General features: G+C 67.6%; 20 protein-coding genes and 1 tRNA gene. 16 read left to right on the plus strand and 5 right to left on the minus strand.

Annotation, left to right across the window (positions count from 1 at the left end):
* Positions 1–202 precede the first annotated feature (202 nt).
* Positions 203–835, minus strand: a complete 633-nt coding sequence (locus tag ACWPXE_RS29850; RefSeq protein WP_014200156.1) for a DUF2239 family protein — start codon at positions 833–835, stop codon at positions 203–205.
* A 171-nt stretch (positions 836–1,006) separates the two neighbouring features.
* Between ACWPXE_RS29850 and ACWPXE_RS29855 the strand changes: the two genes are divergently transcribed.
* Complete coding sequence (locus ACWPXE_RS29855; protein WP_454020724.1) at positions 1,007–1,315, plus strand: GIY-YIG nuclease family protein; 309 nt, start codon at positions 1,007–1,009, stop codon at positions 1,313–1,315.
* A gap of 114 nt (positions 1,316–1,429) precedes the next feature.
* On the opposite strand, the gene ACWPXE_RS29860 is transcribed toward ACWPXE_RS29855, so the two are convergent.
* Complete coding sequence (locus tag ACWPXE_RS29860) at positions 1,430–1,969, minus strand: YitT family protein (RefSeq protein ID WP_454020725.1); 540 nt, start codon at positions 1,967–1,969, stop codon at positions 1,430–1,432.
* Between ACWPXE_RS29860 and ACWPXE_RS29865 the strand changes: the two genes are divergently transcribed.
* From ACWPXE_RS29865 to ACWPXE_RS29915, 11 genes are all read left to right on the plus strand, one after another.
* Positions 1,968–2,159, plus strand: coding sequence for a hypothetical protein (locus tag ACWPXE_RS29865; RefSeq protein WP_454020726.1), 192 nt, complete (start codon positions 1,968–1,970; stop codon positions 2,157–2,159). The two genes, ACWPXE_RS29860 and ACWPXE_RS29865, sit on opposite strands and share 2 nt — an antisense overlap.
* Positions 2,160–2,577: 418 nt before the next feature.
* Positions 2,578–2,868, plus strand: coding sequence for a RebB family R body protein (locus tag ACWPXE_RS29870; RefSeq protein ID WP_014200159.1), 291 nt, complete (start codon positions 2,578–2,580; stop codon positions 2,866–2,868).
* Between the two features lie 100 nt (positions 2,869–2,968).
* Positions 2,969–3,238, plus strand: coding sequence for a RebB family R body protein (locus tag ACWPXE_RS29875; protein WP_145626298.1), 270 nt, complete (start codon positions 2,969–2,971; stop codon positions 3,236–3,238).
* Positions 3,239–3,329: 91 nt separating this feature from the next.
* Positions 3,330–3,596, plus strand: coding sequence for a RebB family R body protein (locus ACWPXE_RS29880; protein WP_014200161.1), 267 nt, complete (start codon positions 3,330–3,332; stop codon positions 3,594–3,596).
* 96 nt (positions 3,597–3,692) lie between these two features.
* Positions 3,693–3,965: a RebB family R body protein gene (locus ACWPXE_RS29885; RefSeq protein WP_014200162.1), complete on the plus strand. Its 273-nt coding sequence runs from the start codon at positions 3,693–3,695 to the stop codon at positions 3,963–3,965.
* 125 nt (positions 3,966–4,090) lie between these two features.
* Complete coding sequence (locus tag ACWPXE_RS29890) at positions 4,091–4,324, plus strand: RebB family R body protein (protein WP_040138293.1); 234 nt, start codon at positions 4,091–4,093, stop codon at positions 4,322–4,324.
* Entirely contained in the window at positions 4,321–4,761 is a 441-nt protein-coding gene (locus ACWPXE_RS29895) for a RebB family R body protein (RefSeq protein WP_454020727.1), read from the plus strand. The genes ACWPXE_RS29890 and ACWPXE_RS29895 overlap by 4 nt, the downstream gene beginning before the upstream one ends.
* A gap of 61 nt (positions 4,762–4,822) precedes the next feature.
* On the plus strand, positions 4,823–5,173 hold the full coding sequence (locus tag ACWPXE_RS29900) for a hypothetical protein (protein ID WP_014200165.1): 351 nt from the start codon (positions 4,823–4,825) through the stop codon (positions 5,171–5,173).
* Positions 5,174–5,195: 22 nt separating this feature from the next.
* Positions 5,196–6,275, plus strand: a complete 1,080-nt coding sequence (locus ACWPXE_RS29905) for a hypothetical protein (RefSeq protein ID WP_454020728.1) — start codon at positions 5,196–5,198, stop codon at positions 6,273–6,275.
* Between the two features lie 161 nt (positions 6,276–6,436).
* Complete coding sequence (locus tag ACWPXE_RS29910; RefSeq protein WP_454020729.1) at positions 6,437–6,976, plus strand: hypothetical protein; 540 nt, start codon at positions 6,437–6,439, stop codon at positions 6,974–6,976.
* A gap of 123 nt (positions 6,977–7,099) precedes the next feature.
* Positions 7,100–12,223, plus strand: coding sequence for a hypothetical protein (locus tag ACWPXE_RS29915; protein WP_454020730.1), 5,124 nt, complete (start codon positions 7,100–7,102; stop codon positions 12,221–12,223).
* Between the two features lie 157 nt (positions 12,224–12,380).
* Here the strand turns inward: ACWPXE_RS29915 and ACWPXE_RS29920 are convergent, their stop codons facing one another.
* Together ACWPXE_RS29920 and adhE are read right to left on the minus strand one after the other, a co-directional pair.
* The gene (locus ACWPXE_RS29920; protein ID WP_454020731.1) at positions 12,381–14,042 is read right to left on the minus strand and encodes a helix-turn-helix domain-containing protein; all 1,662 of its coding nucleotides are present in this window, start codon (positions 14,040–14,042) and stop codon (positions 12,381–12,383) included.
* Between the two features lie 292 nt (positions 14,043–14,334).
* Positions 14,335–16,995 carry a bifunctional acetaldehyde-CoA/alcohol dehydrogenase gene (adhE, locus tag ACWPXE_RS29925; protein WP_454020732.1) on the minus strand — a complete coding sequence of 887 codons (2,661 nt, stop codon included), beginning with the start codon at positions 16,993–16,995 and terminating at the stop codon, positions 14,335–14,337.
* A gap of 339 nt (positions 16,996–17,334) precedes the next feature.
* On the opposite strand from adhE, the gene ACWPXE_RS29930 reads away from it, so the two are divergent.
* Positions 17,335–17,410: transfer RNA gene (locus ACWPXE_RS29930), tRNA-Phe, on the plus strand.
* 591 nt (positions 17,411–18,001) lie between these two features.
* Positions 18,002–18,637: a hypothetical protein gene (locus tag ACWPXE_RS29935; protein ID WP_454020733.1), complete on the plus strand. Its 636-nt coding sequence runs from the start codon at positions 18,002–18,004 to the stop codon at positions 18,635–18,637.
* 166 nt (positions 18,638–18,803) lie between these two features.
* Here ACWPXE_RS29935 and gcvA read toward each other — a convergent pair whose 3' ends face one another.
* Positions 18,804–19,718 (minus strand): transcriptional regulator GcvA, encoded by a 915-nt coding sequence (gene gcvA / locus ACWPXE_RS29940; RefSeq protein WP_454020734.1) that lies wholly within the window; start codon positions 19,716–19,718, stop codon positions 18,804–18,806.
* Between the two features lie 109 nt (positions 19,719–19,827).
* Here gcvA and ACWPXE_RS29945 point away from each other — a divergent pair, with 109 nt between their 5' ends.
* Both ACWPXE_RS29945 and amaB read left to right on the plus strand, forming a co-directional pair.
* Positions 19,828–21,498 carry a thiamine pyrophosphate-binding protein gene (locus ACWPXE_RS29945; protein ID WP_454020735.1) on the plus strand — a complete coding sequence of 557 codons (1,671 nt, stop codon included), beginning with the start codon at positions 19,828–19,830 and terminating at the stop codon, positions 21,496–21,498.
* Positions 21,499–21,697: 199 nt separating this feature from the next.
* Positions 21,698–23,200 carry an L-piperidine-6-carboxylate dehydrogenase gene (amaB, locus tag ACWPXE_RS29950; protein ID WP_137142686.1) on the plus strand — a complete coding sequence of 501 codons (1,503 nt, stop codon included), beginning with the start codon at positions 21,698–21,700 and terminating at the stop codon, positions 23,198–23,200.
* Positions 23,201–23,251 lie beyond the last annotated feature (51 nt).

The raw sequence follows: 23,251 nt of genomic DNA on the forward strand, positions 1-23,251 counted from the left end.
CCGTCCGAACACGCGAACGCACTCCGATCGGCGAGGATCGTTGAGTGCGTTGGTTGACGTTGAACGCTTACGGCCAGCGTGGCTGGCGATGCGGAACAGGGTACCAAGCCCGCGGAGAATTGCAACAGGCCGCGTCGGCCGAGACTGTCGCCTTTGACGTTCCCTCTTCCCCGAGGGGGGGGCCCTGTTCCGATGCGGAATGTCAGGTGCCGGAATCCCGCACATTCTCAACACTTGTCATAAAGGCCGGCGCCGCCAATCGGCGTGCATGGTTTCGCAGGTCCACAGGCCAGGATTCCGTCAGCTCCTGGAAGCGTTTCCCATCGCCGGCATAAAGTGACCGTGAGGCTTCCTCCCACCCCTGCTGATCGCCCAGCATGGACATCATGAAACGGTCCGCTGCAGCTTGGGCCTGACGCGCGCGCTCGACACCGCTTCTTTGGTTGCGGGCGGCATCGATCAACCGGCGGATCACCGCTGACGCGCCCTCCGGTTGCGCGGCGAGCCACTCCCAGTGGCGCGGGAGCAAGGTCACCTCCCGCGCGACGACTCCGAGCTTGGGCCGGCCGCGCGTCGGCGCACCCATGCTCTGCCTTTGCGGCGACACGTCGTCCTTCGTGGTGCGAAGACGTTCGGCGACCTCTTCCTCACTGCCGCTCAGATCGAAGTCGATTTGGCGCCCGGTCTGGTCGTCGAAGACAAGGATGACGGCATCGTTGCCGGACGTGGCGGCCCGCTTGATGGCAAGCGCCACATCCTTCGGTGTTCCGGCAGCAAACAGCCCGTCACCAATGAAGGCGGTGCAGGACGGTCCCTCGGTCGGGGCATCGTTCACGGTGGCTCTCCGATGACCTGTGTGTGGGCAAGCGTGAGCAATTTATACCCGGATAAAAAGCTTGAAGGCAATATTACCCGGGTGTAAATGACAAAGCCAGGATGTTGAGGTTCAGACCGCGCAACCGGAGTGAGCGGAGCAATGACAACTGGTCAGGACAGAAAGGCGGCCGTGACCGCCTACAAGGAGCGGAAGGTGTCCGCCGGTGTCTACGCGCTGCGGTGCGTGGCAGCCGGCAAGGTCTGGGTGGGTGCTGCGCCCGATCTGAGCACCATCCAGAACCGCTTGTGGTTTCAGCTCAAACAGAACTCCAGCCCCAACCGTGACCTCCAGGCCATCTGGAACGAGCATGGAGCGGACAGCCTGAGTTTCGAGATCCTCGAGCGTCTGGAGGAGGAAACGCTGGTTTATGTCCAGAGAGCGGCTTTGAAGAAGCGCGTTCAGCATTGGCGCGAAGCGCTGGATGCGGCCGTGCTTTGACCTTGGCTTTCCCTGACCGGGTGAAGCGCCAGGAGCGGCAAGTGCACCCGACAAAACGGTGATGAAGGTGCCGGGAGGTGCGGGGCCGCACCTCTCCTATCCGATGCACGGCCTTCAGCGGGCCACGTACCAGTCCGTCCGGTGGTTGAAGGCGACGAAGGCGTTCAGCACCGCCGCCCCCAGCATCGAGGCCAGCACCGCCTTCCCATCGATCACGAAGACCGCCATGGAGAAGATCACCACGTCGAACAGGGCCTGGAGCCAGCCGGCGCGGAAGCCCGTCTTCTCCTGGATGTAGAAGGCGAGAATGCCCACCCCACCGCCGCTGGAGCCGTGGCGGAACAGGCCGATCACCCCGATGCCGATGCAGAAGCCCGCCAGAACCGCCGCCACATAGGGGTGCAGCGCGTCGTAGCGGATCGCGTGGGGCGCCAGAGTGGTCAGCACCGAGATGCTGGTGACCGCCAGAAGCGACTTCGCGGTGAAGCGCCAGCCGATGCGCGCCAGCGCCAGCGCGTAGAAGGGCAGGTTCACCACGAAGAACACCGGGCCGAAATCCAGCCCCGTGGCATAGGCGATGACGAAGGACAGCCCCGCCGCCTGCCCGGTGATCAATCCGGCGGCATGCAGTATGGAAATCCCGAACGCGGTCATGATGATGCCGAACAGCTGCCCCTGCGCATTATCAAATGCGCTGTGCGCCGCCCGTTTGGTTTCATTTGTTGCAACGGCAGTGTTGGCGGCTACGGATACTGCACTTTTCTTGAGCACGCTCGGCACCTTCCAGACTTCATCCCATATCGACAGTATCATCAAAGACCAGACCAAGAATAGAGCGGCGTAAGGTCGTTCGTCGCCCCCGCAATCCGTGGCACGACGCCGCTTCGCGTTCCCGTCGCCCCTCCCCTCGCCGTCGATTCCTCCGGATGGCGCCGGTTTTCCGCGCGGAGGCGCGGGCGGGGGGACGCGGAATTGCACGGCCTTGCGTCCATCGTTGCGCCCACCGCGCAAGAATCGGTCGCGCCAACACCGCACGCTTTCCCCGCATCGCTCGCCAAAGCGCAACCCAAGCGCAACCCAAGCGCACAAAGATCCCGCGGTCCGCCGGATTCTTTCGCCGGATAGACCAATCGCGCGACAATGCACCTCGCTACAGTCGCATCGTCCGCTGTTCACGCACTCCATGGTCGCATGGGGCTGCGCGAATGATCGACGCCACCAGCGGCCGCCTTTGAAACCGGCCCCACCAGTGAGGAAAGACAATGGCATTTCCGACCGCCGTGAACGACCAGATCACCGATTCCGTCACCCAGGCCAACACCAAGGTCCTGGGCGACGCTCCGGCGATCGCCATGGGCAATCTGTTCCAGGCCACGGCTCAGGCGCTGGCCAACGCGGCCCACAACGCCACCAACGCCCAGCAGCAGTCCTACGTGACCGCGCAGGCCGCCACCACCCAGGGCGTGGCCACGCTCTACTCGATCGACACCGCCTCCACCGGCGTCGCCACGAAGAGCATCCTCAGCACCGGCGTCAAGGGCCTCGGCTCGTAAGCCGGACCCGCGCCGCCATCGACGTTTCAAACCACCTGCGCCACCCCGCCCTCCATGAGGGACGGCGGGCGGGCGGCAGGCAATCGAAGAGGACGAACAAATGGCTTTCCCGACCGCCGTGAACGACCAGATCACCGATTCCGTCACCCAGGCCAACACCAAGGTCCTGGGCGACGCTCCGGCGATCGCCATGGGCAACCTGTTCCAGGCCACGGCCCAGGCGCTGGCCAACGCGGCCCACAACGCCACCAACAACCAGCAGCAGTCCTACGTGACCATGCAGGCCGCCACGACCATGGGCGTCGCCACGCTCTACTCGATCGACACCGCCTCCACCGGCGTCGCCACGAAGAGCATCCTGGGCGCCTGATGAGCCGACCGGCCCGGACCGGGGGCCGGCAGGCGCCCGGAACAGGCCGCCGGCCGTCCAACCCGAACCATTCGCCAAGGAATAACGTCAGATGGCTTTCCCGACGGCAGTCAACAGCCAGATCACTGATTCCGTAGCCCAGAGCAACGTCCAGGTCGTTGGCAGCTCGCCGGCGATCGCCATGGGCAACCTGTACCAGGCCACCGCCCAGGCGCTGGCCAACGCGGCCCACAACGCGACCCTGGCGCAGCAGCAGATGTACGTCACGGCGCAGGCCGCCACGACGACGGGCGTCGCGATGCTCTACTCCATCGACACCGCGACCACCGGCGCCGCCACGTCGAAGCTCCTCGGCTGACCGGACGGCGGACGCGGCACCCGCCGCCGTCCGCCGGACCGCCGCCGGCGCTTTGGCCTCAAACCAACGCAACATCCGATGTAAGGAGCAAACACGATGGCTTTCCCGACCGCCCTGAACAACCAGATCACGGACTCGGTCTCCCAGGTCAACACCAAGGTCCTGGGCGACGCCCCGGCCGTCGCGATGGGCAACCTGTTCGTCGCCACCAGCCAGGCGCTGTCGAACGCGGCCCACAACGCCACGAACAACCAGCAGCAGTCCTACGTGGTGATGCAGGCGGCCACCACGCAGGGCCTGTCAACTCTGTATTCCGTCGACACGGCCTCGACCGGCGTCGTCACCACCCAGATCCTGGGCCTCTCCTAAGGAGAGCCGGAAGGCCGCCCTCGGAGCACCGGGGGCGGCCTCCGCCGCAGGTTGAAGCGCCCGGTCGCGCATAAGCCCGTGTCCGCAGAAGCCAGTGGCAGGAGCCTGAAGGCAGGAGTGCGTGAATGCCGGACGGAAGCTCCGCCAGCCTTGCCGGATCGGTCGCGGCGAACACGGCGATACCGCTTGGCCTGACCCCATCCCTGGCGATGGACATGACCTACGTCGCCATGGCCGACAGCCTCGGCCTGGCCATGCAGAACGCCGTCGCCAACCAGCAGCGCGCCCAGGTCATCACCGAGGCCGCGCTCGCCCAGGTCCTTACGCTGATCATCACCAAGGGAACCGCAAAATCATGAGCGACGAAGGCACCGTGAACACCCAGGTGATCGACGCGACGTCGGACATCGTCACGCTTCTGACGGGACAGTCCCCCGCGCAGTCGTTCGCCATGCTCGACGCCGTGATGGTCGAGACGCTCGGCATGGCGATGCACAACGCCGTGCACCGCCAGCAGAACGCCGGCATGGTCAACTCCGCCGCGGTCACCGCCGCCTGCGCCAAGATGCTGTCCGTGCCCTTCCCCACCACGCCCCCGCCGCCGCCCTCGGGCTCGTCCACCTCCGGGGGCAACGCGTCCCCCCTGCAGCCGCTGACTCCGCTGCTGACGACCTCGCTCACCACCCTGCCCTCCACGGTCGCCGGCGGCTCTGGAAACAGCACCGTCGCTGGTGGCACCGGGAACAGCACCGTCAGCGGTGGAACCGGAAACAGCACCGTCAGCGGCGGGTCGTGATTGACCCCGCGCCCATCCCCCAGCGGCCGGCCGTCCAGGCCACAACGAGCAAGGAGCCTTCATGTCGGAGCCCACGAAGGTCAATGCGCAGATCATTGACGTCATAAACCAGACGCAGACGGCGACCATGAGCCAGCAGGTCGTCACCACCAGCGGCGCGGGGAAAGCCTATCAGGCGGTCGCCCAGTCCACGGCCATGGCCGTGCAGGACGCGACGGACACTCTGCGCAACGTCTCGACCATCGCCACCACGGCGATCGGTGTCGCGATGGCGCAGCTCCTGGCGACGGGCGACCCGAAATACGTCACCGCCCTGACCCAGGCCCAGGGGATGATGACGAGCGCCGCCAACGACTTCACCAGCATCGGTACCGCGGCCTCCACGGTCCTGAATAGCTTCCCGTCGAGCTGACCCTTACGCAGGTGTCCCCACCATGACCGTCTCTGTCGCCAACAAGATGATCCAGAACCGCGCCGGGCTCACCGACCTGGGGCGGCTTGCGCTCGCCTTCATCGATGGCGGGTCGGAGTGGCTCGACTGGGCCATCAGCAACGCCGGTCCGCGCTACGATTTCCCGGACGAGAGCACGCTCGTGGAGCAGGTCCAGCAGGGTCTTCACGCGACGCGGCTGGCCCTGCTGCCCACCATGAAGCTGGTGGTCAGCCCGGTGAAGCTGATGACGCTGGGGGTGGACAGCCTGCGCACGCTGGCCGACGCCGAATCCGGCGACGCCAGCGCCACGGTGTCGGCCCAGGTCAAACGCATCCTCGCCGACCACAATCTCCTGACCCAGGACGACTTCGCCGCCAGCGCGTCCTTCCTCGCCGGGCTGGGGGTCTCCGGGGCTCCGGTCTTCCAGTTCATGGGCTTCGACGAGCAGCTGGCGGTGCAGGAGCTGCTCTACCGCAAGGAAAGCCAGGGGACGGCCAACCCCGAGCTTCAGAGGGAGGCGGCCGCCTTCGCGGTGGACCAGGCGCGCACCGTGCAGGAGTTCGCCGACTATTATCAATTCTATCTGATCTACGTGAACCGGCTGGGCTCCCTGACCGCGACGCCGGACGACCGGAAGAAGCGGGCCGGCGGCGCGCTGGAAACCATCCTTCCACAGTTGTTCGGCTTTCTGGAATGCCCGCAGGTCGCTCCGCTGGCCGCCCCGGCGGACGTGGCGCGGGCCGTCTCCAACTGGCAGAAGCGCGGCCGGCCGGTCGGCTTCGCCCGCCTGTCGGACGGTGCCCTGCAGATCGTCCGCGACACGGCCTTCCGGGACGAGACCGGCGACGCGGTGCGGGTGCTGGTGGCCGGCTATCTCGCCGGGGCGCAGACCCTGCTGTCGGCGACGCCGCCGCAACGCGGCATCATGGGCCAGGACGGCGCGTCCTGTCTCTTCCCCGTCTTCGGCAAGGGCGTTCAGGCGGAAATCCAGATGGGGGCCGCGGGGGTGATCTCGCTGCGCTGCTTTCGCCCCGATCCCCCCGCCACCACCACGGCCGTCACCACCGCCACCGCCGCCTGAGCCGCCCCTGCCGGCCGTGACCGGGGCGGCGCCTTCTGCACCGCCTTTCGCGCCAGCCTCTGCGCCATCCACGCCGACCGCATCAGCGGCGGAGACGCCGGCGCCGACGGAGACGCCGGCCAGCGCCCCGCAAAACCGAACCGGACGAAGGAGATCGAAGGATGGGCGTTTCCCAGCCCCCCAGCAGCCCGAACCCTGAACCGCCGGCCGCTCCGGCGCCGCCGGACACGCCGCCTCCCGCCGCTCCGCCATCGCCACCGTCGCCACCGTCATTGACGACACCGGCGACCGATGCGACGCCCGATGCGTCGCCCTTCGAAACCGGCGCCAAGACGCCCGCCGAAATCGCCAGCGCGCTGCTCGACCATGCGGTGAAGAGTGTGAACGCCGCCGCCGAGCAGGCCCTGTCCGCGGTCGAGCAGGCCATCCAGCTCGCCGGCCACGCCGTGGAGGCGATCCCCGGCCTGACCGCGCACCCCGGCGGCCATGCCGACGAGCAGGGCGCCATGTCGCAGGCGCAGGAGGCGATGTCTCAGGCCCTCCGGGCCAGCAGCGGCGCCGGCGGTCAGGCGATGCAGCAGGCCAGCGAGCAGCAGCAGAAGGCTGTCACCGCAGCCAACGAGGCGGCGCAGCAGGCCATGGCCGCGGCCAGCGCTCAGATCGCGCGGGCGATGAACAGCAAGGGCAACCCGGCCCTGTAAAGCCCGGACGATCCGCCGCCCCGGTGGGACCGCGACGCCGCGCGGCCCCACCGGGGCGCGCGGGGCGGGCGCGTTTCCGCCCATTCCCGAACACGCCCGCAACCGAGCCGAAGGACATCCCGCATGCCGTCCCGCACGCGCCGGAGATTGATCGTTGTCGCGTCCGAATCCCCGTACTCCACCCCGCCCTCCACCCCGGTGGAGGCGAGCATGGACGCGGTGGCCGCCGCCGCGACGGCGCTGGGCCTGCCGGTGACGGCGGCGTCCCAACGCGACGCCATGCGCGGCTGGACCGCCGCCGCCGTCCACCCGCTCCAACCATTGCAGACCGCCTGGCTGCGGATGGTCCGGGAGTCCTCCCTGGGGATCGAAGCACCCGGCGAGCGGGCCACCGCCCAGACCGTCGCCATGGACCGGCTGTTCGTGGCGGACGACGGAAACGCGGCACTGTTGGGCGTGGCGCCGGGAGCGATCTATGAAGGCGAGCGCTTTCCCCTTCCCGACGACCGGCTGAACGCCGCCCTCGATCTGTTGAAGCAGGCGTTGCGCGTCGTCGGAGAGGCGAAGGACGGCAAGCCCATCGGGGACGACGCCATTTCGCGCCGGCTGCGCGACGCACGCGACGTTCTGATGCCGCTGATCGACGCGTTCGCCGGACCGGAGGAGGCTGGCGGCACCGCCCCCTTTGCGGAGGAGCGGCGACAACTGCTCGGCCTCGACCAGGACATTGCGGCGGCGCAAAGCTGGGACGCGGTGACGGCCATCGTGGCGGGCCTTGCCCGGATCACCGACGCGCTGGGCGACGCGACGCAGGCCGCCGGGGGCGTTCATCTGTCCTACGCCGCCGAAGCGGCCTGCCGCCTGCGGCTCGCCATCCGGTTCAAGGTCCGGCATGACCTTCCACTGCCCGCGGACCGGCTGGCCGCCGCCGACCGCGCGATGACCCGTCTCCTCAACGGCGGCTATCCGCAACTGGCGGGGTGGCTGCGCAGCCGCTTGCGGACGTTGGCGCAGCGGATGGCGGAAACCGATCCGTCCGGGAACAGCCGGTTCATCGTCCTGGAGGACGGCAGCGAAGGCGCGAACGGCTGGACCGCCCAGCTGCTCGTCAACCCCAGCCTGTCGGCACCGTCCTGGTTCGCCCTGTTCCAGCGTCTGCACAACATCCTTGTCATGGCGCTGTTCTCGCTCAAGCTGGAGCTGTACGGGCTGCTGCACCGGCTCGCCGGCGCGACGCCCACGGAACTCCCAACGGACGACGCAGGCAGCGGGGTGACGGAGGACGGGGTGACGGGCATCGGAAGCCGGGGTGCCTCGGACTACGGGCGCAACGGCTGCGCCGCCGTGCTGGTCGATGTGACCATCCCGCGTCACGGCACGCTGGCCGTTCAGCAGCAGTGGCGGCGCTTCACCGGAGACGTGCGGCTTGAGGACGGCCTGCCCCGCCCTGGAGAGGCCTATCGGATCACCTCGGCCCTGCAGGCGATCAATGCGCTGTGCCAATCCTCGCTCCCGCCGGGGAACGCCGCTCCGGCGCTGATCACGCGGCTTCACGGCCTGCTGGCCAGCCAGGATCGGGCGACGGCGGACGGCATCGCGGCGATCCGCGCCCGCATCCGCGAGGGCATCGTCCCCCTGTCGCTGAAGGCCATCGACGGACTCGACGACGCCACGGTCCAGCGGCTGCTCGTCGTGATGCTGGAACAAGCCTGCCAGGGCTACGGTCTTGCCACGGACAAGGCGCTGGCGGCGGCCTTCGACGGCTGGTTCGCCGCCCGGCTTCCCGATTACGCGGAGCTGGCCACCCTGCCTGAGACGGTCTCGGAGGCGATCAGGGCGGCCAAGAGCGAAGGAGCCTGGAGCGACGGGGCCGCGGCCACAGCGAGCGCCGTGGGCTTCGGCCTGTGGGTGTCGACGGTCATGGAGGACCATATCGAGAAACGCGCGTCCTTCCTGCGCGCCCGCTTCGACGCCCCCGACACGCTGGCCACCCTGGCAGCGACGCTGAAAAGCCTGGGGGTCCAACCGGTGATCGAAGGTCCCTGGGCGGCGGTTCTGCATCTGGAGCATTCCGGGCCACGGCGGGAAAAAGCCGCGACGGCGGCCCCCCTCGCCATCCTGCTCCAGGACAGCGGGACCGGGCGCCAACCGGACGAACTGCTCACCGCCACCGCTCCGCTGATCGAGGATTGGCTGGTCACTCACGGTAGCAACCTCGCGCTGAAGCGCGACGGCGGGCGGCTGGTCATCGTCTGGAACGCCGAGGTGGATCTCGGCCCCTTCCGCTACGCCCCGGTTGGGGCCACACTCTCCGTGACGGCCGCCGCGGAAGGCGGGCCACCCCTCTCGCTGCTCGCCGGAGTGCCCGTCGCCGCTCTGTCCGACACGATCCGGTCAGTCTGCGAAAGCGTGGTGCTGACGGACGATGTCGCCGTGCACAACCGGCTGGCCGGCACGCTGAACGCCTTGATCGACGCAAGCCTGCGCACCGGAACGCCGGAAGGCGCCGACCCGTCGCTGGAGGCTCTGCGCCTGGGCCGTTGCCGCCATCTGATGCTGAGCAGCGCGGAGCTGGCGCAGGGCGCCGACGCCGATTACCCGCGGAGCTATTATCCCGACGACGCCGCAAGGATCACGCTGGGCGCCAATCCGGCGGAGGTCACGCTCCAGCTTTCCGACCTCGCCAAGGGGTCCGCCGGCCGGACCCTCAGGCTGCTGGTCGTCAACCAGGGAAGCGGCGGCGGCGACCGCCTGTCGCCGGGGCCGTGGACGACGGAGGAGATGGTCCGCAGCATCGTGAAGCCGCTGACGCAGTCGGGGCTGGATGTCCGGACGATCATTCTGGACTATCCGATTTCGGTGGCGGCGATGCCGGCCTTCGCACCGCTGTGCGCCCCGGCCGGCCGGATCATCGGCATCATCTACGGCGGCATCGAACCCGTCATGGACCGCGGCCTGTGGGAGTCGGTCCGCCCGGCGCTCGCCGACAACGACGCGAAGGCCGCCGACACGGTCATTGACGAGGCCATCGAGAGACGGATCGGGTGGCTGACCACGGGCATGACGGGCCAAGTCCATCTGAAGAGCTTCCTCACCGCCACGGACGCGGAGATCAACACCTATCTGACCGGTGATCCCGACGGGCGGGACGCGGTGTCGCTCCTGCGCTGTCTCAAGCCGCTCGGCGAGACGCTCGGCAATCCCGACGCGCCGCTCGACCGCATCGAGACCATGCTGCGGACCCTGCGGACCACGCCCCTTCCCTGGAACGACTTCGCCGACGCGGACAAGGCTGTTCTGAAGGATTTCCCGACGGAGGTCGGGGCGATGACGACGGATGCCCTGGAGCAACTGCGCACCCGGCTGCGCAGCCGGGTGGTGGAGGTTCTCATTGATCCCGTCTGGGGCATCGGCCTGGACCCGAAGGTTCTGGCCGACCTGCCCCTGTTCAGATCGAAAATGTCCGGATCGGAATCGGATGATCTGTGGAGCCGGCTCGACCTCCGCTGGGCCCATCTGCTGGCCCTTGACCCCGGCCTGTCGCGCTGCCCGTCCCGGATCGCGCTCTACGGCGCCCGGACCGGCGAGCTTTGCCTCGACGCCGCCTTCGAAACCTTCGACGGCAAGTTGGAAGGGATGCTCCGACGCGCGGCGCCGTCCGCCGACCGGCAAGCCACCGAAGCCCTGGCCGAACTGCGGCGCGGGCCGGGCAATGCGACGCTTCGGTGGGTCGAGAACCTCGCCCAGAGTCCCGGCTCGGGCCGGGCGTGGGAGGGGTTCATGCACAGCGCCACCCAGGCCCAGGAGGAATTCGGGTTCTCAAAGCTGGAGGCGAAACGCCGCCAAATGATCAAACCGGGCAGGTACCGCCCGCCGGCGCTGTTGCCGAACCGTCCGCCGACCAAAACGACCGAGGCGAAGGAAGCGGCGCAGGCCCTGAACGAGCGCCTCGCGCATGACCCATCCTACGAGGAAAATCTGGCGCTTCTGCGCTCCGACACGGGCATGACGTTCTACGTGATGGGTTTCAGCGCCATGGGTCAGGGCGATACCGCCTTCATCGTGCGCACGGTCGGTCTGCTCCAGGGACTCGGTTTGAAAGCGACGGGAGTGAAGGAGGAAAACAGCGCCTTCTCCCCCGGCACCTCCTTCAACGCTAGCCGGTTCATGACTTCGGAAGCCATGCTGGAGAATATCAAGCCTGGGGATTTCGTGATCGAGGGGCCGTTGTCCGATCCGGTCATGTTCAAAGACACATCACTGCCCACGCAGGTGGATGTGATGCGCAAAACCAATCTCAAGTTGGAAGAGGTCCGCAATCTGCGGCTCTATGAATACGGCACCCTCGATTACCGGGGAGGCCAATTGGTGCAATCGGAAAGGCAGAATGGGACAACTCCGGCTTCAAAGATGAACGTGGTCAACTTCGCCAACGATCCGCATCACGCCTTCATGGGCATGGGGCATGGTGAAATCGGCGCCTTCTACAATTCGAGAAGCCGGTCCGGTCCGGTCGATCTGCCCGCCGTGCTGAAGGCGTTTGCCGAGACCAGCCGGACCACCTCTGAAATTCTCCGGCTCATTGACGGCAACCCCGCCATCTACATCGGTTACGCCAACACGGTGCCCAGCGTTCAGGGCTGGGTCAACGCGGTCAGCGCGCATGTGGCCAGGACCGGCGGCCCGGCGCTGATCATCGGGCTCTATGGCGCGACCAAGATCGCCAAGCCGTTCCAGATGGACCGAAGCGACACGCTCTTCGTCAATGACCGCATTCCCAATTCCGAAGGGAAGACCGGTCAATTGACGACGTTGACGGCCAAAGTCAAATCCAGCTCCACGGTCATCATCTCGGACAGCGTGCCGGCCCCGGTCATGAACGCGCTGCAAAGGAAGGCCAGGCCGCTCACGCTGGCGACCGGCAATTACTCTCTGTCCGAGGCGATCGAGAACGGGCATTTCGCGATCTACGAACGTTTGATCTTCAATGCCGGGGTCGAGATCGCCTTCGAAGGCCAAGTCGACCATGCCCTGAAAGAGTTGAATTTGAAGGAAACGGACTTCGGAGGCGCGATCAAACAGCTCGTCGGCGTCCAACCGGAATCGCTGAACAGGTCCAAGGTCGACGCCATTGGCATTGTTCTGGACCACCCCGATGACCTGAGGATGCTCATGGCCGTGATCGAGGCCAACACGGACATCACGCCCGGTCTGGTGGCGCGCCTGGCCAATCTGATGCGGATCTGACGGCTGGCCGCCCGACAACGTGCCTGAAGCCTGTCGGCTCCTTCCGACGCCCGGCACACGATCCGCTCACCGCCGCGGTCCCGCCAACCGACGCATGAATGAAACAGGCCCGCCGGGCGAAAACCCGGCGGGCCTCTCTTTTCCACGATTCCCCCGATCAGCCGCGCACGGCGGTTCCCGGCAGGTTGCGCCGGTATTCCCGAGGGCTCTGCCCGACGATGCGGCGGAAGCTTTTCTCGAAATGGCTGAGGTCGCCGTAGCCGACGTTCATCGCCACTTCGGTGATGGGGAGGCGGCGATCCGCGGCCAGGATCTCCTGCGCCTTGTGGATGCGGATGCGGCCGAGCAGACCTTTGAAGGAGATCTGAAGCTCCGTCCGGAACAGGTAGCTGAGGTGGGACGGGCTGACATGGGCTTGCCGGGACAGCTCGTCCAGCGTGATCGGATCGGCGAAGCGCTCACCCAGGAACACCAGCGCCTTGCGCAAGCCGCCGTGCAGCCGGGCCAGCGCCGCCGGGTCCCGGGTCAGCGCGCAATGCACCCAGTGGTCGGCGGGCGCCGGGGCCGGCGGAGGAACCGGCGCGGTCTCCGATTGGCCAACCGATTGGTCAGCCGGTTGGATGGTGGACTCCGCGTAGGCCGGCATGGCGCCGCCGACCATCCAGGGGGCGTGGCGGCGCACGTCGCCATGGCGGATCGGCTTGCCTCCGGTCATCACCGCCAGCCGGGCGATCACCCGCTCCAGCTCGAACAGGTTCTCCGGCCAGTTGTGGGCCTTGCACAGGGCGATCAGTTCGTCAGTCCGCGTCTCGTCGGCGCGTCCGCCGTGGCGATCCAGGGCGGCGAGGACCAGCGGCTCGATGTCCGCCGGCCGGTCGCGCAGCGGCGGCACGGTGGCGCACAGGAAATCCAGCTCGGCCAGCAGCGGGCGGGAGAAGCGTCCCTCCTCCGCCAGCTTCCGCAGGTCGGCGGTCGTCGAAGCGATGACCCGCGGACTCCCCATTCCGTTGGCCATCCCGCTTGTCATCCCGTTGCCCGCCCCATTGCCGGAGTGCGTCCAGCCGCCCGGCGCGTCGAGCCATTGACCGAGCTGGGACGGCATGTGCTGGACGATCTGCCCCTGAAGGGCCGGCGTCATCTCGTCCACGCCGCTGAGGAACAGGGTGCCCCCGGCGGCCCGCGCGAACCAGTCGGCGGGAGTCCCCGCCGGGTCCGCCCCGTTGATCTGGACGAAGGGGCCGTCGCGCCGCGGTCCGCAGCCGTGGATCGCCGCAGCGAGCTGCGCCTTCTCCGTTCCGAACTCCCCGGTCAGCAGGACGGGCAGCGCGCTGTGGGCGGCCTGCTCCAGGAAAGCGTCCAGCTCGCGCAGCGCCTGGCTCATGCCGACCATCATCAGGGGCCGCCCGAACCGCCGCTCCGCCCAGCGCCGCACCTCGTAGCGCTTGGCCAGATAGCCGCACTGGCGGGCGACGTCCTGCAGGATGGGCGCTTCGGGCGCGGCGCCGTCCGGCGCATGGTCGAGAACCAGCCGCATCTCGCCGACCGGCGCGTCAGCGTAGGTGATGGGCACCACCACCGCCTCCGGGTCGGCCGCGGCGTCGTTGGGGTCGCCGCCCGCCGTCCAGCAGAGGCGCCCGCCCGCCCGGTCCTGGGCGAGCACCAGCGTGCCCATGTCCTGGAGCCACAGCGCTCCGCCGCGCAGCGGCGCGCGGCCGGCCAGCCGGTCCATCAGACCGCCGATCAGGTCCGGCAGGCTGCGAAAATCGGCCGAGGCCGGGTGCAGGATCTCGTCCAGCGTGCCACAGACCGACACAGTCATCGCACCGCCTCCTTGGTAAAGCCGTGCCGCATCTTCCGCGTGCGCCGGACCGTGAAGACGAATGCATGCATCGCGGAGCCGCGATGGCGGTAATCGGATTGATAAGATCGAATCATGACCGGAATCACCTGCCGCCGTTTCAGACAATGGGTTCACAGCCAATCGACGCTTCATGGCGTCAGGGCGTGAAGTCTTCGGCAAACCGGCTTTTTTCCGGACAAACAAATGGGCCGCCCGGCGTCCGGTGTCCCGGCGCCGGGCGGCCCGTCAGGCCTAAATCAACGTGAAGGCATCACCGCGAACGGACCAGCGCCACCGGCTTGCGCTCCGCCCCGGCGTCCGGCGCACGCTCCGCCCCCTCGGCGTAGGCGCGGCCGTAGTAGCTGTCGAGCAGGAGCTGCCGGATCTCCGCGACCAGCGGGAAGCGCGGGTTGGCGCCGGTGCACTGGTCGTCGAAGGCGGCCTCGGCGATGGCGTCCAACCGGGCCAGAAACTCCGCCTCCGGCACCCCGGCGGCCTGGATCGAGGCCGGGATGTCCAGCGTCCGCTTCAGCTCCTCCACCCAGTCGACCAGCTTTTCCACCCGCTCATGGTCACGGCTGCCGCCGAGGCCGAGGTGGCGGGCGATCTCGGCGTAGCGGGCCACGCCTTTGGGCCGGTCGTACTGGCTGAAGGCGGTCTGCTTGGTCGGAATGTCGGCGGCGTTGTAGCGGATGACGTTGGCGATCAGCAGCGCGTTGGCGACGCCGTGCGGCAGGTGGAACTCCGCCCCCAGCTTGTGCGCCATCGAATGGCAGACGCCGAGGAAGGCGTTGGCAAAGGCGATGCCGGCCAGCGTGGCGGCGCTGTGCACCTGCTCGCGCGCCTTGGGGTCCTTGGCGCCGTTGGCGTAGGCGGAGGGCAGATGCTCCTTCAGCAGCTTCAGCGCTTGGAGCGCCTGCCCGTCGGTGTACTCGTTTGCCAGGACGGAGACGTAGGCCTCCAGCGCGTGGGTGACCGCGTCGATGCCGCCGGCGGCGGTCAGACCCTTCGGCATGTCCATCACCAGATTGGCGTCGATGATCGCCATGGTCGGCGTCAGTTCATAATCGGCGATCGGGTACTTGATGCCGGTGCGCTCGTCGGTCACCACGGCGAAGGGCGTGACCTCCGACCCGGTGCCGGAGGTGGTCGGGACCGCGACGAACTGCGCCTTCACCCCCAGCTTGGGGAAGGTGTAGATGCGCTTGCGGATGTCCATGAAGCGCAGGGCCAGATCCTCGAAGGCGACGTCCGGGGCCTCGTACATCACCCACATGATCTTGGCCGCGTCCATCGGCGAGCCGCCGCCCAGCGCCAGGATAACGTCCGGATGGAAGGCGTTGGCGAGCGCCAGCCCACGCCGCACCACCGCCAGGGTGGGGTCGGCGGCGACTTCGAAGAAGGTCTCCACCGCGAGGCCCAGCCCCTTGAGGATGCGCACGGTCTCGTCGACGTGGCCGTTCTCGAACAGGAAGCGGTCGGTGACGATCAGGCAGCGCTTCTTCCCGCGCAGTTCCTCCAGAGCGAAGGGCAGGCAGCCGCGGCGGAAGTAGATGGATTTCGGCAGCTTGTGCCACAGCATGTTCTCGGCCCGCTTCGCCACGGTCTTGCGGTTGATGAGGTGCTGCGGCCCGACATTCTCGGAGATCGAGTTGCCGCCCCAGGAACCGCAGCCGAGCGTCAGCGACGGCGCCAGCCGGAAATTGTAGAGGTCGCCGATGCCGCCCTGCGACGATGGCGTGTTGATCAGGATGCGCGCCGTCTTCATCGCCTGCCCGAAATGGCGGATGCGCTCCGGCTGCTGGTCCTGGTCGGTGTAGAGGGCGGAGGTGTGGCCGATGCCACCCAGCGCGACCAGCGCCGCCGCCTTGTCGCAGGCGTCCATGAAGTCGCGGGCGCGGTAGAGCGCCAGGGTCGGCGACAGCTTCTCATGGGCGAAGGGCTCGTCCTCGGTCACCGCCTCGACCTCGGCGATCAGCACCTTGGTGTTTGCGGGAACGCTCACCCCGGCCATGGCGGCGATGGCGCCGGCCGACTGGCCGACGATGTCGGCGTTCAGCGCGCCGTTCTTCAGCAGCACCTTGCGCACCGCATCGGCGTCCGTCCCTGACAGGATGTGGCCGCCATGGTGGGCGAAGCGGTCGCGCACCGCGTCATAGACGGCGTCCACGACGATGGCCGACTGCTCGGACGCGCAGACCACGCCGTTGTCGAAGGTCTTGGACATCAGGATGGAGGCGACGGCCCGCTTGATGTCGGCGAATTCGTCGATCACCGCCGGGGTGTTGCCGGCGCCGACGCCGATGGCCGGCTTGCCCGAGGAATAGGCCGCCTTGACCATGCCCGGCCCGCCGGTCGCCAGGATCAGGTTGATGTCGGGGTGGTGCATCACCGCGTTCGACAGCTCCACCGAGGGCTCGTCGATCCAGCCGATGATATCCGGCGGCGCGCCGGCCTCCACCGCCGCCTGGAGCACGATCCGAGCGGCCTCGCAGGTCGCCTTGCGGGCGCGGGGGTGCGGCGAGAACACGATGCCGTTGCGCGTCTTCAGGCTGATCAGCGCCTTGAAGATGGCGGTCGAGGTCGGGTTGGTCGTCGGCACGATGGCGCAGATCAGGCCCACCGGCTCGGCGATCGTCATGATGCCGTATTCCGGGTCCTCCTCGAGGATGCCGCAGGTCTTCTCGTCCTTGTACTTGTTGTAGATGTATTCGGAGGCGAAGTGGTTCTTGACGACCTTGTCCTCCATCACGCCCATGCGCGTCTCGGCAACCGCCAGCTTCGCCAGCGGGATGCGCGCGTTGGCGGCGGCCAGGGCGGCGTTGCGGAAGATGCGGTCCACGGTCTCCTGCGGGAAGCCGGCGTAAACTTTCTGCGCCTCCCGGACGCGAAGGACGAGGTCGTTGAGGTCTGCAAGCGTGGTGACGGGCATATCGTGTCGCCTCTGCGGTTGGCGCGCCGCCGGCCCCTTCGGGCCGGACAGGGAAACCGGATGCGGGCGGGCTATGGCCCTTCAGGAACGGCATCCGGGGCACGCACGGAAAATCGGTCATGGCCGGGCGGCGCTTCTTTCCGGTCCGCGCGGCAGGGAAACTATCCCCCACCGCGGAGGGAAGGACCATGACTCAGGTCAAAACTGGTATGACCACTTTCGGGGTAGCGCCAACCCTGCCCCACCCGGCCGCCTTGGAAAATCTCTTTCGAACGGGTGACGAATTGCCCTGGACAAGCGCCCCGGTTCTTCTTATAAGACGCCCCCGCACGCAGCGGCGCCCAGGTAGCTCAGTTGGTAGAGCAGGGGACTGAAAATCCCCGTGTCGGCGGTTCGACTCCGTCCCTGGGCACCATTTTTCTTTTGCCGATCAAACCATCGGCGGCGGATCGGGTAAAGCCGACTCGCCCAGCCCAAACTTGGCCCAGTCGCGGAGGAAATCATTCCTCGCCTGCCAAGCCATTGAAATCTCTTTTTTTATGATGCCGATTTTTCGCTGTGCCAGCACAATCGTGGCACAGTCAAAGCGGCAGTGTGAGCCCCTGCGGGCGGCGCATCCCACGCGGCATCCTGCAATCCATTGCCGATGCACAGGACATCATTGCCCCCTCGTTCGCGCCCGCAACAAGGACGCCAAGCCTTTGGCGCGGCCCAAGCCCATCGACACCATCTTGCCAGAAATCGATCGATTGTCTGCGCTGTCTGAATAACCCGCTGCGAAGAAACAAACGGGGCTCCATTCACAAAAACGCGATTCAGGCGTCATTTTTGAAGGCAATGCTTAGGGCGCTCCCAGCAAAGCCGCGGACCCACCGCTAATGCAAGCTTTCGTTCGCTTCAGGCCGCCCGCTTTCCTGTGAGAATGAGGGACACCATTACGGACACCGCATCAAGCGCCTGGGTCCGGAGAAGCCCACGATGCGACTTCGGAAAGGAATGACGGATCATGAAGAGGTTCCTGTTTTTTATCATCCTGGCTTTGCTGCCCAACATCGCCGCAGCCGACACCATGACCGCCAGCGATATCATCAACACCTTGAAAAGAAACAACATGGATGTTCTCATCCCAATGTATGAAAAAGGCATTCTGATTCTCGATAGTAAGAACACCACCGTCAACGCCATGAAATTGGTTAGGAACTACGCAGCCTTCGCGGATGCTGAAGCCGAAAAAGCAAAATTCTGGTACCGCGGCATGCCGACCCAACAGGCAAATGACTTTATCAACAGCAATTACTCAAGACTTGGATTGCCGGAGAAATCCTTTGTTGGGATTGCCCCACGTTTTTCCTACGTGATGCAATATGTCACCAACTCGGATCCCGGTGTCGTTTTCGAATTTGGCACGGACAGCGAAGGATGGCTTTACAAGCAGTGGTCTGTTGACCATCCCTGTCAAATCAAAGCAGAAGGTGGCGGCACTTACGGCCTTGGCCCCAGCGGTACCTATGCTTCCTGCAACAACGGCCCCAACGCCTATAAGCCGAAGATCGACAACTTGGGCGGCATGTTCAATAAATGGCTGGCTGACAACACGATAACAGCCAAAGTCGCCTACGTCCTGGCCAACCGCAAATTGTAATATGTTCGCGAAGACAAGAGAGGGGCACTCCCCTGCGCCGCGATGGCCAAGAGTGAGGCCGGCACGCCAAAGCGCCCATTTTTCTCCCAACGATGCGAATCGGATCGGGGGAGCACCACCGAACGAACCCGCCCGGCGGACAAGCCGCCGATCCTGAAATGGGCCTTCAGCGGCCGCGACCGGCGGAAGCCGACGCGCAGGCCCCCAGCAACCACTCCCGGAACGCCATCAGTGGCGGGTGATGCGCCCGTGACGAGGGGTGGACGAGGTGATAGGCCCGGTCCGGGTTTCGGTAGGGCCGGTCCAGCGCCGGGACCAGCGCCCCGTCCCGCAACTCGGCCTGCACCAGCAGGGTTGGCAGCAGCGCCACCCCCAACCCGGTGATCGCCGCCTGAGCGGTGGTGGAGAACTGTTCGAAGAACATGCCGGCGCCCTCGTGCCGCTCGATGCCCTGGGCGGCGAACCAGTCCCGCCATGCCTCCGGACGGCTGGTGGTGTGCAGAAGCGGCAGCGCCACGAGGTCCGACGCCGTGCGGATCGGGTGGGCCGCCAGGAAGGACGGGGCGCAGAGCGGCAGGACCTCCTCCTCCATCAGCCGCTCGCACACCGCGCCGGGCCAGTCGGCGGCGCCGAAATGGATGGCGGCGTCCAGATCCTCCGACCGGAAGTCGAAGGGCTCCATCTTCGTCATGAAATGGATGATGATCTGCGGGTGCGCCGCCTGGAAGGCGGGCAGGCGCGGCACCAGCCAGCGCGTGCCGAAGGTCGGCAGAACGGCCAGCTTCAGCACGCCCCCCTGCGGCGCGGTCATGACCCGCAGCGTCGCCGCCCCCACGCGGTGCAGCGCCTCCCGCACCTCCGCCGCATAGGATTCGCCGGCCGGGGTCAGGGTCACGCGCTGGTCGCGGCGCACGAACAGCGGAACGCCGAGCTGGTCCTCCAGCGCCTTGATCTGGCGGCTGACGGCGCCCTGGGTCAGCGCCAGCTCCTGCGCCGCGGCGGTGAAGCTGCCGGTGCGCGCCGCCGCCTCGAAGGCGGAGAGCGCGCTCATGGACGGGAGAAGACGGCGTTGCAGACCCATGGGTCATGACTATAGCTCATGACCTGGGGAAAGAAAGTCGGTTGCGCGGGGCGGGGCCTGCCGCCAGATTGAGGAGGATTTGAACGCCCAGCCGAGGAACGAGCGCGCCATGCAGACCAATGGCAAGACCGGAGGCCAGTTGATCGTCGATGCGCTGGAAGCGCAGGGCGTCGAGCGCGTGTTCTGCGTGCCGGGCGAAAGCTACCTCGCCGTGCTGGACGCGCTGCACGATTCCCCGATCCGCACGATCAACGCCCGCCATGAGAGCGGCGCCGCCATGATGGCGGAGGCCGAGGGCAAGCTGACCGGGCGTCCGGGCATCTGTTTCGTCACCCGCGGCCCCGGCGCCACCAACGCCGCGCCGGGCGTCCATGTGGCGCAGCAGGACTCCACCCCGATGATCCTGTTCATCGGCCAGATCGAGCGCGGCATGCGCGGGCGCGACGCCTTCCAGGAGGTCGACTACACGCTCATGTTCGGCGGCATGGCCAAGTGGGTGGCCGAGATCGACAGCGCCGACCGCGTGCCGGAGATGGTCAGCCGCGCCTTCCACACCGCGCTCGCCGGTCGCCCCGGCCCAGTCGTGCTGGTGCTTCCGGAAGACATGCTGGTGGAGACGGCGGATGTCGCCGTCGCCCGCCTGGCCCAGCCGGTGGACAGCGCCCCCACCCCCGCCCAGGTCGCCGAGGTCGGGCGGCTGCTCGCCGGGGCGAAGCGCCCGCTGGTAATCGCCGGAGGGTCTCGCTGGACCGAGGACGCGGTGGCCTCGCTGCACGTCTTCGCCGAGACCTTCGCGCTGCCGGTGGCCGTCACCTTCCGCCGCCAGATGCTGTTCGACCACACGCATCCGAACTACGCGGGCGACATCGGGCTGGGCATCAACCCGAAGCTGACCGCCCTGGTGAAGGACGCCGACGTGATTCTGCTGCTCGGCGGCCGCTTCTCGGAGGTGCCGTCGCAGAGCTACGGGCTGCTCGGCATCCCAGAAACCGGCAAGACGCTGATCCACGTCCATCCGGGGGCGGAGGAGCTGGGCCGCGTCTACAGCCCCGACCTCGCCATCAACGCCACGCCGGGGGGCTTCCTCGACGCCGTGGCCGGGCTGGAGGCGCCGGCCTCCCCCGCCTGGGCCGGTCGGGCCGAGGCCGCGCACGCCGCCTACACCGCCTGGAGCGAGCCACCGGCCACCATCCCCGGCGACGTCCAGATGGGCGCCGTCATGTCCTGGCTGCGCGACACCCTGCCCGACGACGCCATCCTGACCAACGGCGCCGGCAATTACGCCACCTGGATCCACCGTTTCTGGCGCTTCCGCCGCTTCGGCACGCAGGCGGCGCCGGTCTGCGGCTCAATGGGCTACGGCCTGCCCGCCGCCGTCGCGGCCAAGCTGCTCCACCCGGAGCGGGACGTGGTCTGCTTCGCCGGCGACGGCTGCTTCCAGATGACCGGGCTGGAGTTCGGCACCGCCGTGCAGGAGGGCGCCAACCTCATCGTGCTGGTCATCGACAACGGCATGTACGGCACCATCCGCATGCATCAGGAGCGCGAGTATCCGGGCCGCGTGTCCGGCACCGCCCTGACCAACCCGGACTTCGCCGCGCTCGCCCGCGCCTATGGCGGCCATGGCGAGACGGTGGAGCGGACGGAGGAGTTCGCCCCGGCCTTCGAGCGCGCCCGCGCCTCCGGCCGGCCGGCCATTCTGCACGTCAGGCTCGACCCCGAAGCCCTGACGCCGAACCGCAGCCTGTCCGACATCCGCGCCACCGGGCGCCAGCGCTGACGACTTGAAGTCCCCTCTCCCCTCCGGGGAGAGGGTTAGGGTGAGGGGGTTGCGCTTTTGCCGGACATTCCGTTACGCACATTCCCCTCACCGGCCTGCGGGCCACCCTCTCCCCAGAGGGGAGAGGGTTATGATGACGAACCGCGACAGCACCGCGCGCCACCCCTCCACCGGTTGCCTTACACCGAGGACCTTTTCCATGCAGCACCGCGACCTTCTCTCCCGCCTCGGCCTTGAGCTTCCCGCCGACGGGGCCGGCCTGTCCGTCCGCTCGCCCATCGACGGCGCTGCGCTGGGCGTGGCGCCGGTCACCCCGGCGTCGGAGATTCCGGAGGTGGCCGCCCGCGCCCAGCGCGCTTTCGAGGCGTGGCGCTCCGTCCCGGCGCCGCGCCGCGGCGAGCTGGTCCGCCTGCTGGGCGAGGAACTGCGCGACGCCAAGGAGGATCTCGGCCGTCTCGTCACGCTGGAGATGGGCAAGATCTTCCAGGAGGGCCTGGGCGAGGTCCAGGAGATGATCGACATCTGCGACTTCGCAGTCGGCCTGTCCCGCCAGCTCTACGGCCTGACCATCGCGTCGGAGCGTCCAGGCCACGCGATGCGCGAGACCTGGCACCCGATGGGTCCCTGCGCGGTGATCTCCGCCTTCAACTTCCCGGTCGCGGTCTGGGCCTGGAACGCCGCCCTGGCGCTGGTCTGCGGCGATCCGGTGATCTGGAAGCCGTCGGAGAAGACCCCGCTGACCGCGCTCGCCTGCCAGCGCATCTTCGAGCGCGCGGTGGCCCGCTTCGGCGACGCCCCGGCGGACCTGCTGCAGGTCGTCAACGGCGGGCGCGACGTCGGCGAGGCTCTGGTCGCCAGCCCGCTGGTTCCCATCGTGTCGGCCACCGGTTCGACCCGCATGGGCCGCGAGGTCGCGCTGAAGGTGGCGGAGCGCTTCGCCCGCCCGATCCTGGAACTGGGCGGCAACAACGCCATGATCGTGGCACCGTCGGCCGACCTCGACATGGCGGTGCGCGCCATCGTCTTCTCGGCGGTTGGCACCTGCGGCCAGCGCTGCACCACGCTGCGCCGCCTGATCGTCCACAAGGACGTGCGCGACACGCTGCTGCCGCGCCTCAAGGCCGCCTACGCCTCCGTTCCCATCGGCAACCCGCTGGAGTCTGGCGTGCTGGTCGGCCCGCTGAACGACAAGGGCGCCTATGAGGGCATGCAGCGCGCGTTGGAGCAGGCCAAGGCCGACGGCGGCGTGGTGACCGGCGGCGGCCGTGCCCTGGCGGATCAGTATCCGGACGCCTGGTACGTGCAGCCGGCCATCGTCGAGATGCCGGGCCAGACCGACATCGTCCGCCACGAGACCTTCGCCCCGATCCTCTACGTCCTGACCTACGAGACGCTGGAGGAGGCCATCGCGCTTCAGAACGCGGTGCCGCAGGGACTCTCCTCCTGCATCTTCACCACCGACATCCGCGAGGCCGAAAGCTTCCTGTCGGCAGCGGGCAGCGACTGCGGCATCGCCAACGTCAACATCGGCCCGTCGGGCGCGGAAATCGGCGGCGCCTTCGGCGGCGAGAAGGAGACGGGCGGCGGGCGCGAGTCCGGCTCCGACGCCTGGAAGGGCTACATGCGCCGCCAGACGGCCACGGTGAACTACTCGCGCGCCCTGCCGCTGGCCCAGGGGATCAAGTTCGAGATCGCCGGCTGATCCGCAACCGGCTTGCAAGAAATCGCCCCGCAAGAAGAAGGCCGCCCGTTT

This window comes from Azospirillum sp. Marseille-Q6669, from assembly GCF_965111635.1.

Excerpts from the sequence above, each read along its gene's own strand:
- ACWPXE_RS29865 (WP_454020726.1), top strand. The coding sequence starts at position 1,968 with ATGATGATGCCGAACAGCTGCCCCTGCGCATTATCAAATGCGCTGTGC.
- ACWPXE_RS29860 (WP_454020725.1), bottom strand. The coding sequence starts at position 1,969 with ATGACCGCGTTCGGGATTTCCATACTGCATGCCGCCGGATTGATCACC.
- ACWPXE_RS29870 (WP_014200159.1), top strand. The coding sequence starts at position 2,578 with ATGGCATTTCCGACCGCCGTGAACGACCAGATCACCGATTCCGTCACC.
- ACWPXE_RS29875 (WP_145626298.1), top strand. The coding sequence starts at position 2,969 with ATGGCTTTCCCGACCGCCGTGAACGACCAGATCACCGATTCCGTCACC.
- ACWPXE_RS29880 (WP_014200161.1), top strand. The coding sequence starts at position 3,330 with ATGGCTTTCCCGACGGCAGTCAACAGCCAGATCACTGATTCCGTAGCC.
- ACWPXE_RS29885 (WP_014200162.1), top strand. The coding sequence starts at position 3,693 with ATGGCTTTCCCGACCGCCCTGAACAACCAGATCACGGACTCGGTCTCC.
- ACWPXE_RS29890 (WP_040138293.1), top strand. The coding sequence starts at position 4,091 with ATGCCGGACGGAAGCTCCGCCAGCCTTGCCGGATCGGTCGCGGCGAAC.
- ACWPXE_RS29895 (WP_454020727.1), top strand. The coding sequence starts at position 4,321 with ATGAGCGACGAAGGCACCGTGAACACCCAGGTGATCGACGCGACGTCG.
- ACWPXE_RS29900 (WP_014200165.1), top strand. The coding sequence starts at position 4,823 with ATGTCGGAGCCCACGAAGGTCAATGCGCAGATCATTGACGTCATAAAC.
- ACWPXE_RS29905 (WP_454020728.1), top strand. The coding sequence starts at position 5,196 with ATGACCGTCTCTGTCGCCAACAAGATGATCCAGAACCGCGCCGGGCTC.
- ACWPXE_RS29910 (WP_454020729.1), top strand. The coding sequence starts at position 6,437 with ATGGGCGTTTCCCAGCCCCCCAGCAGCCCGAACCCTGAACCGCCGGCC.
- ACWPXE_RS29915 (WP_454020730.1), top strand. The coding sequence starts at position 7,100 with ATGCCGTCCCGCACGCGCCGGAGATTGATCGTTGTCGCGTCCGAATCC.
- ACWPXE_RS29920 (WP_454020731.1), bottom strand. The coding sequence starts at position 14,042 with ATGACTGTGTCGGTCTGTGGCACGCTGGACGAGATCCTGCACCCGGCC.
- adhE (WP_454020732.1), bottom strand. The coding sequence starts at position 16,995 with ATGCCCGTCACCACGCTTGCAGACCTCAACGACCTCGTCCTTCGCGTC.
- ACWPXE_RS29935 (WP_454020733.1), top strand. The coding sequence starts at position 18,002 with ATGAAGAGGTTCCTGTTTTTTATCATCCTGGCTTTGCTGCCCAACATC.
- gcvA (WP_454020734.1), bottom strand. The coding sequence starts at position 19,718 with ATGGGTCTGCAACGCCGTCTTCTCCCGTCCATGAGCGCGCTCTCCGCC.
- ACWPXE_RS29945 (WP_454020735.1), top strand. The coding sequence starts at position 19,828 with ATGCAGACCAATGGCAAGACCGGAGGCCAGTTGATCGTCGATGCGCTG.
- amaB (WP_137142686.1), top strand. The coding sequence starts at position 21,698 with ATGCAGCACCGCGACCTTCTCTCCCGCCTCGGCCTTGAGCTTCCCGCC.